The sequence below is a fragment of the Achromobacter sp. UMC46 genome (assembly GCF_014170335.1).
Taxonomy (GTDB): Bacteria; Pseudomonadota; Gammaproteobacteria; order Burkholderiales; family Burkholderiaceae_B; genus Achromobacter.
The window spans coordinates 240,751-257,720 of the sequence record NZ_LZZS01000038.1 but is presented as its reverse complement, the minus strand read 5'-3'; the positions used below and the strand labels follow the sequence as shown (position 1 = coordinate 257,720).

At 67.5% G+C, this 16,970-nt stretch carries 14 protein-coding genes; 3 read left to right on the top strand and 11 right to left on the bottom strand.

Going from position 1 to position 16,970, the window contains the following annotated elements; all coding sequences use genetic code 11:
• Positions 1 to 198: 198 nt before the first annotated feature.
• Positions 199 to 1,146, top strand: coding sequence for a LysR family transcriptional regulator (locus A9973_RS28430; protein WP_183016942.1), 948 nt, complete (start codon positions 199 to 201; stop codon positions 1,144 to 1,146).
• Between the two features lie 12 nt (positions 1,147 to 1,158).
• On the opposite strand, the gene A9973_RS28425 is transcribed toward A9973_RS28430, so the two are convergent.
• From A9973_RS28425 to A9973_RS28385, 9 genes are all read right to left on the bottom strand, one after another.
• Positions 1,159 to 2,175: a tripartite tricarboxylate transporter substrate binding protein gene (locus tag A9973_RS28425; RefSeq protein WP_255469329.1), complete on the bottom strand. Its 1,017-nt coding sequence runs from the start codon at positions 2,173 to 2,175 to the stop codon at positions 1,159 to 1,161.
• A 38-nt stretch (positions 2,176 to 2,213) separates the two neighbouring features.
• Positions 2,214 to 3,446, bottom strand: coding sequence for a CaiB/BaiF CoA-transferase family protein (locus tag A9973_RS28420; RefSeq protein ID WP_183016941.1), 1,233 nt, complete (start codon positions 3,444 to 3,446; stop codon positions 2,214 to 2,216).
• A gap of 66 nt (positions 3,447 to 3,512) precedes the next feature.
• Positions 3,513 to 4,091 (bottom strand): UGSC family (seleno)protein, encoded by a 579-nt coding sequence (locus tag A9973_RS28415; RefSeq protein ID WP_183016940.1) that lies wholly within the window; start codon positions 4,089 to 4,091, stop codon positions 3,513 to 3,515.
• A 35-nt stretch (positions 4,092 to 4,126) separates the two neighbouring features.
• Complete coding sequence (locus A9973_RS28410) at positions 4,127 to 5,239, bottom strand: hypothetical protein (protein ID WP_183016939.1); 1,113 nt, start codon at positions 5,237 to 5,239, stop codon at positions 4,127 to 4,129.
• A 173-nt stretch (positions 5,240 to 5,412) separates the two neighbouring features.
• Positions 5,413 to 7,440, bottom strand: coding sequence for an acetyl/propionyl/methylcrotonyl-CoA carboxylase subunit alpha (locus A9973_RS28405; protein WP_183016938.1), 2,028 nt, complete (start codon positions 7,438 to 7,440; stop codon positions 5,413 to 5,415).
• Positions 7,441 to 7,502: 62 nt separating this feature from the next.
• The gene (locus tag A9973_RS28400; protein WP_183016937.1) at positions 7,503 to 9,110 is read right to left on the bottom strand and encodes a carboxyl transferase domain-containing protein; all 1,608 of its coding nucleotides are present in this window, start codon (positions 9,108 to 9,110) and stop codon (positions 7,503 to 7,505) included.
• Positions 9,111 to 9,336: 226 nt separating this feature from the next.
• Positions 9,337 to 10,518, bottom strand: coding sequence for an acetyl-CoA C-acetyltransferase (locus tag A9973_RS28395; protein ID WP_183016936.1), 1,182 nt, complete (start codon positions 10,516 to 10,518; stop codon positions 9,337 to 9,339).
• Positions 10,519 to 10,520: 2 nt separating this feature from the next.
• Positions 10,521 to 12,479 carry a bifunctional isocitrate dehydrogenase kinase/phosphatase gene (gene aceK, locus A9973_RS28390; protein WP_183016935.1) on the bottom strand — a complete coding sequence of 653 codons (1,959 nt, stop codon included), beginning with the start codon at positions 12,477 to 12,479 and terminating at the stop codon, positions 10,521 to 10,523.
• A gap of 19 nt (positions 12,480 to 12,498) precedes the next feature.
• Positions 12,499 to 13,677 carry an isovaleryl-CoA dehydrogenase gene (locus A9973_RS28385; RefSeq protein WP_183016934.1) on the bottom strand — a complete coding sequence of 393 codons (1,179 nt, stop codon included), beginning with the start codon at positions 13,675 to 13,677 and terminating at the stop codon, positions 12,499 to 12,501.
• A 247-nt stretch (positions 13,678 to 13,924) separates the two neighbouring features.
• On the opposite strand from A9973_RS28385, the gene A9973_RS28380 reads away from it, so the two are divergent.
• Both A9973_RS28380 and A9973_RS28375 read left to right on the top strand, forming a co-directional pair.
• Entirely contained in the window at positions 13,925 to 15,103 is a 1,179-nt protein-coding gene (locus A9973_RS28380) for a M20 aminoacylase family protein (RefSeq protein ID WP_183016933.1), read from the top strand.
• 75 nt (positions 15,104 to 15,178) lie between these two features.
• Complete coding sequence (locus A9973_RS28375; RefSeq protein WP_183016932.1) at positions 15,179 to 16,150, top strand: tripartite tricarboxylate transporter substrate binding protein; 972 nt, start codon at positions 15,179 to 15,181, stop codon at positions 16,148 to 16,150.
• A 57-nt stretch (positions 16,151 to 16,207) separates the two neighbouring features.
• On the opposite strand, the gene A9973_RS28370 is transcribed toward A9973_RS28375, so the two are convergent.
• Both A9973_RS28370 and A9973_RS28365 read right to left on the bottom strand, forming a co-directional pair.
• On the bottom strand, positions 16,208 to 16,540 hold the full coding sequence (locus tag A9973_RS28370) for a YnfA family protein (RefSeq protein ID WP_183016931.1): 333 nt from the start codon (positions 16,538 to 16,540) through the stop codon (positions 16,208 to 16,210).
• 10 nt (positions 16,541 to 16,550) lie between these two features.
• Entirely contained in the window at positions 16,551 to 16,931 is a 381-nt protein-coding gene (locus A9973_RS28365) for a MerR family DNA-binding transcriptional regulator (protein ID WP_088589798.1), read from the bottom strand.
• Between the last annotated feature and the right edge of the window lie 39 nt (positions 16,932 to 16,970).

Sequence of the window (16,970 nt, the reverse complement as noted above, 5' to 3'; positions counted from 1 at the left end):
GTGCGGGGATGCGGGGTTGGCGCGGGGCGCACCGGAAGTTGCATTCTAGGGACAATTGGCTGACGGGAAGCTAAGAATCTTTGCGCATGCGCGCCGAGCGACACCCTTCATCCGGTTATGAACTTATGCCGGATGCCGCGCGGCGCTACTTATAATTCCGCTTGGCGCATCAGTCATCCACGACAAGGGCATCCATCGATGGTCACGCTTCCCGACTTAAGCTCGCGCGAACTCCAGGCCATCTGCATGGTCGCCGAGTGCGGCAGCTTCGTCGCCGCCGCGCTGACATTGAATATCTCTCAGCCTGCGCTGACCCGCACGGTGCAGCGCGTGGAAAAGGCCGTCGGCGTCGAACTGTTCCATCGTTCCACGCGCCGGGTCGAAACGACGGCGGCGGGCCTGGAGTTCGTGTCGCTGGCCAACCGCGTCCTGGCGGACCTGCGGATTTCGTTCGAGAACATGCGCGAGATCTCCGACGAGCAGCGCGGCCGCAGCATCGTGTCCGCGGTGATGTCGGTCGCGTACACGCAATTGCCCGGCATCGTGGCGCGCTACCGCGAATCCCGGCCGCGCATCGAACTGCAGATCCGCGAAGGCGTGCATGGCACGGTGCTGGACGATGTGCGCAGCGGCGTGGCGGACATGGGCATCACGTACATTGATGAAGTGCCCGACGAGTTCTCGGTCGTGTCGTTGGGCCGCGAAGCCTTCCATGTGGTGATGCCGCGCAATCATCCGCTGTCGGCGGAAGCCGGCGTCACGCTCGAGCAACTGGCGCCTTATGCGCTGGTGTCGCTGCCCCGCGAGGCGCAGACGCGTCGCCTGATCGACAGCTACGCGTCCATCGCAGCGGTGCCGCTGCGTCATGCCGTCACCGTAAGCCAATTCGCCACCGTGATGCAGTGCGTGTGGGCCGGGGTGGGCATTGCGATCGTGCCGGGCGGGGCCGTGCCGGCCGCGCTGAGCGCGGACCTGGTGGCGCGGCCGCTCGTCAAGCCCGCGCTCAGCCAGGCCATCGGCGTGGTGTTCCTGAAAGAGCGCGGCCTGACCCCCAGCGCCAGCGGCTTCCTGGCGCAATTGCAGAGCGACTGGGTGCAGGTCGTGCCGCCGGCACGGGCCCGCCGCGCGCGCCGCGCGACACCCTAGGCGCGACGGCGATTACTGCAGCCGGATGCCGGCCAGCCGCACGATGTCGGCATAGCGCTTCGCTTCGCTGCGGCAATAGGTGTCGAAGTGGTCCGGCGTATCGCCTATCGGCATGGCCTGCACGTCGGTCAGGCGCGCCCGCACGTCGGGCCGCTGCAGGACATCGTTCACGGCCTGGTACAGGCTCGCGACCAATGCCGGCGGCGTCTGTGCCGGCGCCCACATCCCGTACCAGGTGGTGAGGTTGACGGTCGGATAGTTCAGCTCGGCGAAGGTGGGCACCTCCGGCAGTGCGGCCACGCGTGTGTCGGACGTGACCGCCAGCGCACGCAGCTTGCCGCCCTTGACCAGGCTGATCGACGACGGCATCGAATCCAGCATGTAGGTGACCTGGCCGCCGATCACATCGGTCAGCGCCGGCGCGCTGCCCTTGTACGGGATATGTGTGGCGTCCAGCTTGGCGGCCGCCTTGAACACTTCGCCGGCCAAATGGCCGGGCGTGCCGTTGCTGGACGACGCGAAGTTGTGCCGGCCCGGCTGGGACCGAACCATCGCCACCAGTTCCGCGACCGAACGCACCGGCGAGTTGGCGCTGACCACCAGCTGGATCGGCGTGGAGGCCAGGTTGGTGATGCCGCGGAAGTCCTTGAGCGGATCATGCGACATGTTGGCGTACAGCGCGGGGTTCACCAGTTGACCCGACACGTTGACCAGCAGCACATAGCCGTCAGGCGGGGCCTTGGCCACCATGTCGGCGCCGATCATGCCGCTGGCGCCGGGCCGGTTGTCGATGACCACCGACTGACCCAGCTTGTCGGCCAAGGCCGCTGAGACGATGCGGCCCACGATATCGGTCGGGCCGCCCGGCGGGTAAGGGATGACGACGCGCAACGGCTTGGTCGGGTAGCCGGACGCCGCCAGCGCCCGTGCGCCGCTACTCAGCGACCCCAGGGCGGCGCCCGCGGCGCCGATCAACAACCGCCGTCTGACGATGCTGCGCGGCGCAACCGCTCGGGTGAATGGTTCCATGGTTTGTCTCCCTTGTGTCTTTCTTGTGTTGGCACATCTCAGGAACCGACCGCGATCGCGCCATTGCGCTGCAGTTCGGCAAGCGTCTGCGGTTGCAGCCCCAACATGTCCCGCAAGACGGATTCGGTGTGGGCGCCCAAGACCGGGGGCGCGCTGCGATACGCCACGGGCGTGGCCGACAGATGCAGCGGGTTGCCGACCAGATCGGCGCAACCGGCCTGCGCGTCCGGCATCGGCACGCGCAAGCCGCGCTGCAGGACTTGCGGATCGGCGAACACGTCGGCCAGCCCGTTGATCGGCCCGCACGGCACGGCCAGCGCTTCCAGCGTGCGTAGCCAGTGCGCGCTGGACTGTTGCGCCATCTGCGCCTGGATTTGCGGGATCAGGGTGTCACGCGACGCCAGGCGCGCGGTATTGGTGGCATAGCGCGGGTCGTCAGCCAGCTCGGGGCGGCCCATGGCGCCGCAGAACCGGCGGAACTGCCCGTCGTTGCCCACGGTGACGATGACGTGGCCGTCCAGGGTGGCGAAGTCCTGATAGGGCACGATGTTGGGATGCGCGTTGCCAAGACGATCGGGCGGGTTGCCGCTGGCCAGGTAATTCATGGCCTGATTGGCCAGCGCGGCGACTTGCACGTCCAGCAGCGCGACGTCGATGTGCTGGCCTTCGCCGGTGCGGTCGCGATGCGCCAGCGCCGCCTGGATGCCGGCGGTGGCGTACAGGCCCGTCAGGATGTCCGTCAGCGCCACGCCGACTTTCAACGGGCCGGCCCCGGGCTCACCGTCGCCGCGGCCGGTGATGCTCATCAGGCCGCCCATGCCCTGGATCAGGAAGTCGTAGCCGGGCCGCGCGGCATAGGGGCCGGTCTGCCCGAAGCCGGTGATCGAGCAATACACCAGCCCAGGGTGACGGTCTTTGAGCGTGGCGTAGTCCAGGCCATAGGCTTGCAGCCCGCCCACCTTGAAGTTCTCGATCAGCACGTCGCATTGCGCCGCCAGCGCCGCCACCAGCCGCTGGCCGTCGGGCGTGGCGATGTCGACGGCGACCGACTGCTTGTTGCGGTTGGCACCGGCGAAGTAGGCGGATTGCGCGACGTCGCCCCATTGCGGGTCGCGGATCCAGGGCGGCCCCCAGCCACGCGTGTCGTCGCCCAGGCCGGGGCGCTCGATCTTGATGACCTCCGCGCCCAGGTCCGCCAGCAGCTGGCTGGCCCAGGGGCCGGCCAGCACGCGTGAAAGGTCCAGCACCCGCAAGTGCGACAGTGCGCCCATCTTTCCCTCCCCCGTTTGTCGCCGCTAGGCGGCGCGGCCTTTTCTGCAGGCCCTTTCTGCAGGCCGTTACTGCAATTCCACGCGCACCTGCAACGGCGCCTTGGTGCCCAGCCACACCTGCTGCGCCTGCTCCTTGATCTGGGCGACGCGTTGCGCCACCTCTTCGGCCGTGATGGAACTGACCGGATGGGCGATCACGACGGGCTCCAACGCCTTCATGCCGATGGCCTGGCGCGTCAATTCCGTTTCGCGCGCGAACTCGGTGGTGATGATGACCGCGCTGGGCACGCCCAGCCGTTCCAGCGCGATGGAGTCGCGCACGCAGGCCGAGCAGCACGAGCCGCAATCGCCGATGGCCGTCAGCACCACGTCGTTCTCGGCCGCGATGCGCTCGATCAGTTCGGGCGCGGCGTCTTTCGAGAAGCTGTGCTTGACGTAGTAGTTCACCTGCGCGAAGTCGATGTCCTCGCCCAACGCCGCGGCGGCGCCGCGCAACAGCTTGTTGGCGTTCCACTTCGAGTTGTCCAGGATGCCCAGCCGCAAGCCGGCCAGGGCCTGCTTGCGCGCCGAGACCGGCACATCGGTAAAGCGCAGCGCGCCGCGCGGGTCGAACACCGCGACCTTTTCCATATCGTTCATCAACATGTCTGTGCTCCGGGTTGTCGTGTGGGGGCGCCGCGTCAGATGGCGCAGGCGCCGCTCGTGCAATCGCCGCTGTCCGCGCTGGCGCCGTCGATCGCGCGCAGCACCGGCGTGCTCATGTGCCCCCAGCCGGGGATCAGCACGGAAAAGCGCCCGGCCTCGCCGCCCATCACGAACAGGTGGATGTGGTCGGGGCTGTGCACGATGGGAATGCGGGTGTCGTCTTCGCGCTTGTAGTACTTGGGCAGATTGCGGTTGTAGACCTTGCCGTAGCGGTGGCCATAGGCCAGGTCGATGAAGCGGTTGCCGTGGTTGACGTACAGGTAGTTGCGCACGTCGGCGCGCGACCAGCCGTGCTTGCCGATGGTCTGCGCGTGTTCAAGCCCCAGCACCACCGCGATGTGGCCGCCCAGCACGGCGCTGTTGGACGCGATGGTGCTCATGGCCGAGCACATCGTGTCCAGGATGCCCTCGGGGTCGTTCGAGATATGGTTGGTCACGCTGTGCGGCGCCTCGGCCGCCATCGCGAAGACGGTTGAGTCTTCGGCCTTGTAGCCGTGTTCCACGTGATACGGCGCCAAGGGGCTTTGCAGCTCGTTTTCGCACACGCAGTAGGTATATTTGCCGGGGTGGCCCAGCGTGCTCTTGTCCAGGTCGCCCGGCCAGCCGCCGCCTACGTTGAGCATGATGAGGCGCAGCGCGCGGCCGATGGTGGCGTTGGCGCGGTTGCCGGAACCGAAGGCGTTGACGCCGCCGTTCATGCCGATCTCGCGCGCGATCGGCCCGTTGACGATCAGCAAGGGGGCGGCCACGTGCGTGGTGGCCTGCACGCCGTTCAGGTTGAATGCCTGGTCGGTCACTGCCTTGACGGCGGCCAGCACCACGGGCGCGTACTCGGGCTTGCAGCCGGCCATCACCATGTTGATGGCGAGCACTTCGCGCGTCAGCTCGCCCCAGCGCGGCGCCACGCGGGCTTCCACGACACTGCCGTCGCCGCCCAGGCGCGCGATGACTTCGTCGATCTTCTCCCGGGTCGGCGGCACGACCGGCAGGCCGTCGGTGAACCCGCGTTCGTAGTAGTACTCGACCAGGTCCACCCCGGCCGGCACCATTGCGGCGGGCGACGCCGGCGTTTGCAGAACCGCGCTCATCAGAATCTCCTCGTGGCTGTCGGATGACGTTGCAACGAGGATAGAAGTCCCCTGTCATTGATAACAAGGACAATCTATTTCGATAAGTGATTGCGTCAGACGCATAAATAAAAAGCGCCCGCATGGGCGGGCGCTTGTCGGGTGGCCGCGTGCCGGGCGGCCGGGGCCAGGGGCTAGGCGCCGATCGACACCAGTTCCGCGCCTTCCGTGACCTGGTCGCCGACGCTGTAGAACACTTCTTCGATCTTGCCGTCCGCCGGCGCCGAGATCGTGTGCTCCATCTTCATGGCTTCCATGACCAGAAGCGGCTGGCCCTTTTCGACCGTGTCGCCCGCCTTGACCGAGATCGAGATGATCTTGCCGGGCATCGGCGCGGTCAGGCCGCCGCCGTGCTCGCCCTGCGTGTCCTGGGCGTGCGTCAAGGGGTCATAGAGCTCCAGCACGTGCACGCCGTCTTCGCCGAACACATGGGCGCGGTCGGCATGCAGGACGACCGTGCCAGCGTTCTCATGGCCTGCCAGGGTGATGCGCAGGCCGTAGGCCAGGTTGGGATTGGCGCTGGCGTGCGAGCGCCACAGGAAGGGTTGCGCACCCGAGCCGGCATCCAGCGTCCAGGCGCCGCCTTCGCGGGCGACGGTCACGCGGCGCGTCTCGCCGTTGTCCACCCACTGCAGATGGCGCTGGTACTGGTTGCCCAGGCGCCAGCCGTCGCGCGCGTCCCAGGGGTCGGACGGGCCCTTGCCGGCGGTTTGCGGGCCGGGCTGGGCCAGGCCCTGGCGCACCAGCACGGCGGCCGAGGCCAGCGCCAGCGTGGCGGCGCTGGCCGCCTGCGGTTCCGGCAGCAGCGTGGCGCGCTGGCGTTCGATCAGGCCCGTGTCCAGGTCGGCGGCGGCAAAGGCGCTGTCCTGCATCAGGCGCGACAGGAACGCCACGTTGGTCTGCACGCCCACGGCCTGCGTCTGGGCCAGCGCCTGCAGCATGCGGGCGCGGGCCTGGTCGCGGTCGGCGCCGTGCACGATCAGCTTGGCGATCATGGGGTCGTAGAACGGGGTGATCGTGTCGCCCGTGCGCACGCCGCCGTCGACGCGGACGTCGCCGTTGGCGAACGCGGTGTGCGGGGGCAGGCCCAGGTAGGCCAGCGTGCCGATCGACGGCAGGAAGCCCTTCTCCGGGTTCTCGGCGTAGATGCGGGCCTCGATGGCATGGCCGTTGATGCGCAGGTCTTCCTGGCGCGCCGGCAGCGGCTGGCCGGCGGCCACGCGCAACTGCCATTCGACCAGGTCGTGGCCCGTGATCATTTCAGTGACCGGGTGCTCCACTTGCAGGCGCGTGTTCATTTCCATGAAGTAGAAGCGGCCGTCCGGTTCGGCGATGAACTCGACCGTGCCCGCGCCCACGTAGCCGACGGCGCGCGCGGCGGCGACCGCTGCTTCGCCCATGGCGCGGCGGCGTTCTTCCGTCATGCCCGGGGCCGGCGCTTCTTCGATCACCTTCTGGTGGCGGCGCTGCACCGAGCAATCGCGCTCGAACAGGTAGACGCAGTTGCCGTGCGTGTCCGCGAACACCTGGATTTCAATGTGGCGCGGCTTTTGCAGGTAGCGTTCGATCAGCACGCGGTCGTCGCCGAAGCTGGAGGCGGCTTCGCGTTGGCAGGAGGCCAGCGCGTCCAGGAACGCGCCCGACGATTCCACCACGCGCATGCCTTTGCCGCCGCCGCCTGCGCTGGCCTTGATGAGCACGGGGTAGCCGATGCCGTCGGCCTGGGTCTTCAGGAACTGCGGGTCCTGGTTGTCGCCGTGATAGCCGGGCACCAGCGGCACGCCGGCCTTCTCCATCAGGGTCTTGGCGGCCGACTTGCTGCCCATGGCGGCAATGGCGGACGCGGGCGGGCCGACGAAAGCGATGCCGGCCTTTTCAGCGGCTTCGGCGAACGCTTCGTTTTCCGACAGGAAGCCGTAGCCGGGGTGGATCGCGCCCGCGCCGGTGTCGATCGCGGCCTGCAGGATGGCGTCGGCGCGCAGGTAGCTGGCGCGCGGTTCCGATCCGCCGATGTACACGGCCTGGTCGCAGGCGGCCACATGGCGCGCGTTGGCGTCCGCGTCCGAATACACGGCGACGGTGCGCAGCCCCATGCGGCGGGCGGTGGCGGCGACGCGGCAGGCGATCTCTCCGCGGTTGGCAATCAGCAAAGTGTCGAACATGGATGTCATCCTGGCTGTAATTCTTCTTGAACTGCGGTGCTGCGGGTGCGCGGGCTTGTGCCCTACATCCGGAAGACGCCGAACTTCGTGTCTTCGATCGGCGCGTTCAGCGCGGCCGACAAGGCCAGGCCCAGCACGCGGCGCGTATCCGCCGGCGCGATGATGCCGTCGTCCCACAGGCGCGCCGTGGCGTAGTACGGGTGGCCCTCGTGCTCGTACTGTTCGCGGATGGGCGCCTTGAAGGCGGCTTCCTCGTCAGCCGACCACTTGCCGCCGCGCGCCTCGATGCCGTCGCGCTTGACCGTGGCCAGCACGCTTGCGGCCTGTTCGCCGCCCATCACCGAGATGCGGGCGTTGGGCCACATGAACAGCATGCGGGGCGAATAGGCGCGGCCGCACATGCCGTAGTTGCCGGCGCCGAACGAGCCGCCGATCAGCACGGTGAATTTCGGCACGGCGGCGGTTGCCACCGCCGTCACCATCTTCGCGCCGTGGCGCGCGATGCCTTCGTTTTCGTACTTGCGGCCCACCATGAAGCCGGTGATGTTCTGCAGGAACACCAGCGGGATCTTGCGCTGCGCGCACAGTTCGATGAAGTGCGCGCCCTTTTGCGCGGACTCGGAAAACAGGATGCCGTTGTTGGCGACGATGCCGACGGGCATGCCCTGAATGTGGGCGAAACCGGTCACCAGCGTGGGGCCGAAGCGCGCTTTGAATTCATCGAATTCCGAGCCGTCCACGATGCGCGCGATGACTTCGCGCACGTCGTAGGGCTTGCGCGTGTCGGCGGGGATAATGCCGTTCAGTTCGCTGGGATCGAAGCGCGGCTCGCGCACGGGGATCGTGGCCGGCGGCGCGGGCTTCTTGCGGTTCAGCCGGGCGACCGCGTTGCGCGCCAGCTGCAACGCGTGCATGTCGTTGGCGGCCAGGTGGTCCACCACGCCGGACAGGCGCGTGTGCACGTCGCCGCCGCCCAGGTCTTCGGCGCTGACTTCTTCGCCGGTGGCGGCCTTCACCAGCGGCGGGCCGCCCAGGAAGATGGTGCCCTGGTTCTTCACGATGATGGACTCATCGCTCATGGCGGGCACGTAGGCGCCGCCGGCGGTGCACGACCCCATCACGACGGCGATCTGCGAAATGCCCTGCGCGGACATCTGCGCCTGGTTGTAGAAGATGCGGCCGAAGTGCTCGCGGTCGGGGAACACTTCGTCCTGCTGCGGCAGGTTGGCGCCGCCCGAGTCCACCAGATACACGCAAGGCAGATGGTTCTGCGCGGCGATCTCTTGGGCGCGCAGGTGCTTCTTGACCGTCATCGGGTAGTACGTGCCGCCCTTGACCGTGGCGTCGTTGCAGACGATCACGCATTCGGTGCCCGACACGCGGCCGATGCCGGTGATGACGCCTGCGCCCGGCGCGTCGCCGTCGTACATGCCGTGCGCCGCCATCGGCGACAGTTCCAGGAACGGCGTGCCCGGATCGATCAGGTTCTCGACGCGGTCGCGCGGCAGCAACTTGCCGCGCGCCACGTGCTTGGCGCGCGCGGCTTCGCTGCCGCCCAGCGCCGTCTGCGCCAGTTTCTGATTCAGGTCATCCAGCTGCGCCTGCATGGCACGCGCATTGTCGGTGTAGTCCTGCGACCGCGGATTGATGCGGGATTCGATGATGGGCATGGGGTTCCACCCGTCCTGCTTGATTGGAATTTGAAGGCGCTCGTAGAGCGGTTTGTCTCGCTGCCCGGTGGGCCGAAGGATGAAGCTCCCACGCCGCGCACGCTTCGCGCGCTTGCTGCCCCCCGAGGGGGCTGCCCCGCCTTGGGGCGGCCCGGCGGCGGGGCGGCAATTTTTGCGAAGGTTCGGCGCTGCGCGCAGCATATTTGCTGGCGCGCAGCGCTAGGTCTTACACCATCTCGATCGCCATCGCGACGGCTTCGCCGCCACCGATGCACAGCGTGGCCACGCCGCGCTTGCCGCCGGTCTTGCGCAGCGCGCCGACCAGCGTGGCCATCAGGCGGGCGCCCGATGCGCCGATCGGGTGGCCCAGGGCGGTGGCGCCGCCGTTGACGTTGACCTTTTCGTGCGGCAGCTTGAAGTCGGTCATGGCGGCCATGGTGACCACCGCGAAGGCTTCATTGATTTCGTACAGGTCGACGTCTTCGGCCTTCCAGCCGGTCTTGGCGAACAGGTTCTTCAGCGCGCCCACGGGGGCGGTGGTGAACCAGCCCGGTTCCTGCGAGTGCTGGCTGTGCGCCACGATGCGGGCCAGCGGCTTGACGCCGAGCTTCTCGGCGGTGGAGGCGCGCATCAGCACCATGGCGGCGGCGCCGTCGGAGATCGACGACGAGTTCGCGGCGGTGATGGTGCCGTCCTTCTTGAAGGCGGGCTTGAGCGTGGGGATCTTTTCCGGCATGGCCTTGGTGGGGGCTTCGTCGGTGTCGATCACGGTGTCGCCCTTGCGGCCGGCGACCGTCACGGGGGCGATTTCCCACTTGAAGCTGCCGTCTTCGGTGGCGGCGCGCGCGCGGCGCAGCGATTCCAGCGAGAACGCATCCTGCTGCTCGCGCGTGAACTCGTACTTGGCGGCGCAGTCTTCGGCGAACACGCCCATGGCCTTGCCCTTGTCGTAGGCGTCTTCCAGGCCGTCCAGCGCCATGTGGTCATACACGGTGTTGTGGCCGAAGCGGTAGCCCTGGCGCGCTTTCAGCAGCAGGTACGGCGCGTTGCTCATGCTTTCCTGGCCGCCGGCGACGACGACTTCGGCGCTGCCGGCCGCCAGCAGGTCATGGCCGAACATGGCGGCCTTCAGGCCCGAACCGCACACTTTGTGGACCGTGGTGCACGCCACGCCCAGCGGCAGGCCGGCACCCAGTGCGGCTTGCCGCGCGGGCGCCTGGCCCTGGCCGGCTTGCAGCACGTTGCCCATGATGACTTCATCGACTTGCTCGGGCTTGATGCCCGCGCGTTCGATGGCGGCCTTGATGGCCACCGCGCCCAGCTCGTGCGCGGCCAGGCCGGACAGGCTGCCCAGCATGCCGCCCATGGGCGTGCGGGCGATGGAAACGATAACAATGGGATCTGACATGGCTAGCTCCTGTGAGGGTCGGGACAGCGTCTGGGGTTCGGCTCCGCGCGGTCGCTTGAAGGGCGTGCCGGTCGCAGGCGTCTGTCCGTATCGTAAGGGAAAAATTCTTCAATCCGGCCCTGCGCCACCTGGGCGCGGCAGGCCTGCCACCAATCCGGTTCCAGCAGGTCGGCGTGGTGGCGCATGAAGGCGCCGCGCACGCGCGGATCGCCTAGCAGGAAGCGGCCGAATTCTTCGGGAAATACGTCGTTCGGTCCGATGGCGTACCAGGGTTCGGCGGCCATTTCCGCTTCTTCGTTGGGGGCCGGCGGGATGCGCCGGAAGTTCATTTCGGTCATGCGCTGGATTTCGTCGTAGTCGTAAAAGACGACCCGGCCCAGCCGCGTGACGCCGAAGTTCTTGTAAAGCATGTCGCCGGGGAAGATATTGGCGGCCGCCAACTGCCGGATCGCGTCGCCGTACTCGCGGACGGCGGGTTCCAGCAGCGCGTCGGACGCCTGGCGCAGATAGATGTTCAGCGGCGTCATCCGCCGTTCGATGTAGACATGGCGGATGACGACGGTGTCCCCGGTTTCTTCGATCAGGCTGGGCACCAGACGGCGTAGTTCGTCCAGCAGGGCGGGCGCGAAGCGGCTGCGCGGCAGCGCCACCTGCGAATATTCCCAGGTGTCGGCCATGCGGCCCACGCGGTCGTGCAGCTTCACCATCTGGTACTTGCGGCGCACGGTGGCGTGGTCCATGCCGTCTTTGTCGATGCGGTCCTTGATCAGTTTGAACACATACGGGTAGGACGGCAGCGTGAACACGCACATCACCATGCCCTTGATGCCGGGCGCGATGTCGAAGGCGTCGCGCGAGTGGGCCAGGTGATGCAGGAAGTCGCGGTAGAACAGTGTCTTGCCCTGCTTCTGCAGGCCGATCATGGTGTAGAGCTCGGCCTTGGGCTTGCGCGGCAGCAGCGTCGCCAGGAAGTTGACCACGGCGGCCGGCGTTTCCATGTCCACCAGGAAGTAGGCGCGCGTGAAGCTGAACAGCGTGCTCAGGTCGTCCGCGCCCAGCAGCAGCGCGTCCAGCGTCACCTGGCCCGCCGGGTTGCGCGTCAGCGCCACGGCGAAGGGGTAGACGGTGGTCTGGTTGATCAGGCGGCCGACGATGTAGGCGCCCTTGTTGCGAAAGAACAGCGAGCCCAGCGCATGGACCTGGCAATCGCTGGCGATGCGCCGCCCGACGTCGCGCGGCAACAGCGCGCGCAATTGCGCGACCGCGGCGCGCGCCAGCATGCGGGTGTCGCGCGGCAGGTCTTCGAACGGCAGCGCCAGGCCAAAGTCGGCCACCATGCGGATCAGGCTTTTCTCAAGGCCGTCCGCGGCCGGGTAGTACACCCGGTACGACGGCGTGCTGCTGTCCAGGTAGTCGGTCGCGACGGCCGGGCGCACGAACAGGAAATCGTTGTGGAAATAGTCGCGGTGCAGCAGCCGGCACGATACCGAATTGAAGAAGGTCTCGGCGCATTCCGGTTGACGGTGTTCGCCCAGCAGGCCCACGAATTCCTGCTTGATGTGCTGCCAATAGGCGGTCTGGGCGTCGGTCAGCGCTGGCGCCTCGGCGCCGTTGTTGCCGTTGTTGCCCCTTGCAGCATTCGTGGCATTTGCGCCATTGCCCCCCCCGCCGTTCGCGGCCGCTGTGCCCAGCGCGCCCTCGGGGCGGCCGCGCAGCACGCCTTCCAGCTGAGTGGCGCATTCGCGCACCCGCATGTCGTAGTACTCGATGCGTTCGCGCGACAAATGCTGGATGCCGTGCCAGTCGCCGGATTCGAACAGCGCCTTGGCGCGCTGCGCGCTGTAGCGGAACAGCGCGTAGTGCCGGTCGAACCCGGCCAGGATCAGCCGAGCGACGTCCAGCGGCGAGGGCCCCGGGGCGGGGGCCTGCTCGATATGCTGGACATCGGACATGCGGATCATGGCGGCTGGGTCCGGACGGTCAGGCGGTTTCGTTGAACAGTTCGCGGCCGATCAACATGCGGCGGATTTCACTGGTGCCGGCGCCAATCTCGTACAGCTTGGCGTCGCGCCACAGGCGGCCCACCGGGTATTCGTTGATGTAGCCGTTGCCGCCCAGGATCTGCACGCCTTCGCCGGCCATCCACGTGGCCTTTTCGGCCGTGTACAGGATCAGCGCGGCGCAGTCCTTGCGGACCTGGCGCACGTGCTCGGCGCCCAGCTTGTCCAGGTTCTTGCCCACCTGGTAGCAGAAGGCGCGGCTGGCCTGCAGCGTGGTGTACAGGTCGGCGACCTTGCCCTGGATCAGCTGGAATTCGCCGATGGCCTGGCCGAACTGCTTGCGGTCGTGGATATAGGGGACGACGACGTCCATCACGGCCTGCATGATGCCCAGGGGGCCGCCGGACAGCACGGCGCGTTCGTAGTCCAGGCCGCTCATCAGCACCTTGACGCCGCCGTTGACCTGGCCCAGCACGTTTTCCTCGGGGATCTCGCAGTCCTGGAACACGAGTTCGCCCGTGTGGCTGCCGCGCATGCCCAGTTTGTCCAGCTTCTGGGCCACGGAGAAGCCTTTGTAGCCCTTTTCCACCAGGAACGCGGTGATGCCGCGCTGGTGCGCTTCGGGGTCGGTCTTGGCGTAGACGACCAGCGTGTCGGCGTCCGGGCCGTTGGTGATCCACATCTTGGTGCCGTTCAGCACGTAGCGGTCGCCCTTCTTCTCGGCGCGCAGCTTCATGCTGACGACGTCCGAACCGGCGCCCGGCTCGCTCATGGCCAGGGCGCCCACGTGTTCGCCGGAAATCAGCTTGGGCAGGTACTTGGCCTTCTGGGCCGCCGTGCCGTTGCGGTTGATCTGGTTCACGCACAGGTTGGAGTGGGCGCCGTAGGACAAGCCCACGGAGGCGCTGGCGCGCGAAATCTCTTCCATCACCACCATATGGGCCAGATAGCCCATGTTGGCGCCGCCGTATTCCTCGTCGGCCGTCATGCCCAGCACGCCGAGTTCGCCGAATTTGCGCCAAAGGTCCATGGGGAACTGGTCGCTGCGATCGACTTCCGCCGCGCGGGGCGCGATCTCGGCCTGCGCGAAATTGCGCACCGCGTCGCGCAGCATGTCCAGGTCTTCGCCCAGGTCGAAGTTCAGGCCGGGAAGGTTCATCGATGTCTCCGTGATAGTGGGTACTTACATTCTTATGGGCGCCTGCCATCGGCGCGTTGCCGCCATCGGAGGGCTCATCATGCGCCGATCGCGCATCGCTGCGCAATGATGCACCGCAAATATTACGTTTACGTAAACGTAAATTGGAGTCGGGTTATCCCTAGGGAAATGCGTCCTCCCAGGGAAGCGGCGGTGAGTAACATTCCAGCCGATCCCTGAATCCCGCTTTGGCGCTATGGAGTTTGCCGTGCTCGAACTATCGAATCTGGACGAAATTGTGGCGCTGCGGCGCGATATCCACATGCACCCCGAGCTCTGTTACGAAGAGCACCGGACGGCCAAGGTGGTGGCGGACACGCTGCGCGGCTGGGGCATCGAAACGCATACCGGCATCGCCAAGACCGGCGTGGTCGGCGTGATCCGGCACGGCGCGTCCGACCGCGCCATCATGCTGCGCGCCGACATGGACGCCCTGCCCATGCAAGAGGAAAATCAGTTCGAGCACCGTTCGCGCCACGACGGCAAGATGCACGGCTGCGGCCACGACGGCCACACCGCCATGTTGCTGGCCGCGGCGCGGCACCTGCAAAGCGCGGGCGGCTTCGACGGCACGGTCTACCTGTGCTTCCAGCCCGCCGAGGAAGGCGGCGCGGGCGGGCGCGCCATGATCCAGGACGGGCTGTTCACGCGCTTCCCGTGCGAAGCGGTGTTCGGCATGCACAACTGGCCGGGCCTGCCGGCGGGCTCGTTCGGCGTGTGCGCCGGCCCGATGATGGCGGCGGCCAACGGCTTCAAGATCACCGTGAAGGGCAAGGGCGGCCACGCCGCCGCGCCCCAGGATTGCGCCGACCCGGTGCCGGCGCTGTTCGCCATCGGCCAGTCGCTGCAGACCATCCTGACGCGCAGCAAGCGGCCGCTGGACGCCGCCGTGCTGTCCATCACACAGGTCCAGGCGGGCGGCAGCGTCATCAACGTGATCCCGAACACCGCTTGGCTGGGCGGCTCGGTGCGCGCCTACAGCACGGACGTGGTGGACCTGATCGAACGCCGCATGAAGGAGATCGCCGGCAATATCGCCGCCGCGCATGGCTGCGAGGCCGACGTGTTCTTCGAGCGCCGCTACCCCGCGCTGGTCAACACCGTCGCCGAGACCGAGTTCTGCATGGGCGTGATGCGCGACGTGGTCGGGGACGACCGCGCGCTGACCATCGAACCCGCCATGGCCTCGGAAGATTTCGCCTTCCTGCTGCAGGAAAAGCCGGGCTGCTACGTGTTCCTGGGCAACGGCGACGGCGAACACCGCATGGCCGGCCACGGCCTGGGCCCCTGCATGCTGCACAACGCCAGCTATGACTTCAATGACGCTTTGATTCCGGCGGGCGCGTCGTACTGGGTTCGCCTGGCGCAACGCTATCTGGCGGCCTGACCGCCGAGCCCGCTTGATGTTTTTCCCGTTTCACGCTTGACCTAACGCAGTGCTACGCAACATCACCAGGACGATATGAAAAAGAAGACATTGCTGATCAAGGCCGCGGGGGCGGCCTTGGCGATCATGGCAAGCGGCGCCATGGCCCAGAGCTGGCCCGCCAAGCCCGTCACGCTGGTCGTGCCCTACACCGCGGGCGGCAGCGCCGACGCGATCGGGCGCCGCCTGGGCGATGTGCTGCGCAAGGAAGCCGGCATCACCGTCATCGTTGAAAACAAGCCGGGCGCCGGCGCTTCGGTGGGCACGGACTTCGTCGCCCGCGCGCAGCCCGACGGCACCACCTTGCTGCTGGCCTCGACCAGCCCGCTGACGATCTTCCCGCATCTGGCCAAGACCAACTACGACCCGATGAAGGACCTGACGCCGGTGGCCAGCGTGGCCGTGGCCCCGGTCGCCATCGTGGCGACCAAGGCGTTGCCGGTGAAAGATTTCGCCGGTCTGGTGGAATACGCCCGCGCGCATCCCGAAGGCGTGCGCTACGGCACCCCGGGCCAGGGCACCGTGGCCCACATCGGCATGGCCGCCGTCACCGCGCAGACCGGCACCAAGATGCTGCACGTGCCCTACCGCGGCAACAGCCAGGCGCTGACTGACGGCCTGGGCGGCGTGGTCGAGCTGCTTGTCGTCAACAGCGACGTCGTGCTGCCGCACGTGGCCAACGGCGCGCTCCGGCCGCTGGCGGTGATGGCGCCGCAACGCCTGGCCGCCTGGCCCGACGTGCCGACGATGGCCGAACTGAAGCTGCCGCAGGCGCAGTACTACTCCAACTTCGGCGTGTTCGCGCCCGCCAACCTGCCGCCGGCCGTGTCGCAAGCGCTGCTGGCCGCGTTGACGAAGGCAATCGCCAGCGCCGACTTCCAGGACCTGCTGGCCAAGTCCTACCTGCAGCCGGGCACCGCATCGGGCGAGGCCTTCGCCAAGCAGGTGCAGGCCGAGTTCGTGAACAACGGCCGCCTCATCAAGGAAGGCAACATCAAGGCGGAGTAAGCCTGGACGCAAAGGAGGCGCGCGGCCCCGGCGGCTGCGCCGCCGATGGTGCGCCGCCTACGTGCCGCGCGGGCCGAACATGATCACCAGCATGCCGGCCAGGCACAGGCCCACGCCGATCCAGTCGCTGGCGCTGGGCCGCACGCCGTCGACCGCCCACAGCCACAGCAGCGCCATGCCGATGTAGACGCCGCCATAGGCGGCATAGACGCGGCCCGACGCGGTCGGGTGCAGCGTCAGCAGCCAGGCGAACAGCGCCAGGCTGGCCGCGGCAGGCGCCAGCAGCCAGATGGAATGGCCCTTGCGCAGCCACAGGTAGGGCAGATAGCAGCCGACGATTTCGGCCAGCGCGGTCAGGATGAACAGCGCGACGGTCTGCAGGGCGCCCATGTGCCCGGCCTCAGGGCTTCTGAGCCAGCAGCACGCGGCATTCGCGTTCCTGCTGGGCGATCTCTTGCAGGGTGTCTTCGATGTCGCGGCGCTGCTGCTCCAGTGTGGCGCGGTGCTGTTCCAGTACGCTCAGGTATTGGCGCAGCTGCACCTCGGTGTCCCCGGGACCATCGTACATGTCGATCAGGGTCAGGATTTCAGACAGTTGCAGGCCCAGGCGCTTGCCGCGCAACGCCAGTTTCAGGCGCGTGCGGTCGCGTGGGCCGAAGATGCGGTTGCGCCCCTCGCGCGCCGGGCTGACGATCCCCTGGTCTTCATAGAAGCGGATCGTGCGGGGCGTGACGTCGAACTCGCGGGAGAGTTCAGAGATGGTCCAGGTTGACGAGGGCATGCGGTGTGTGGCAGTTTACGTAAACGTAAATTATGATGA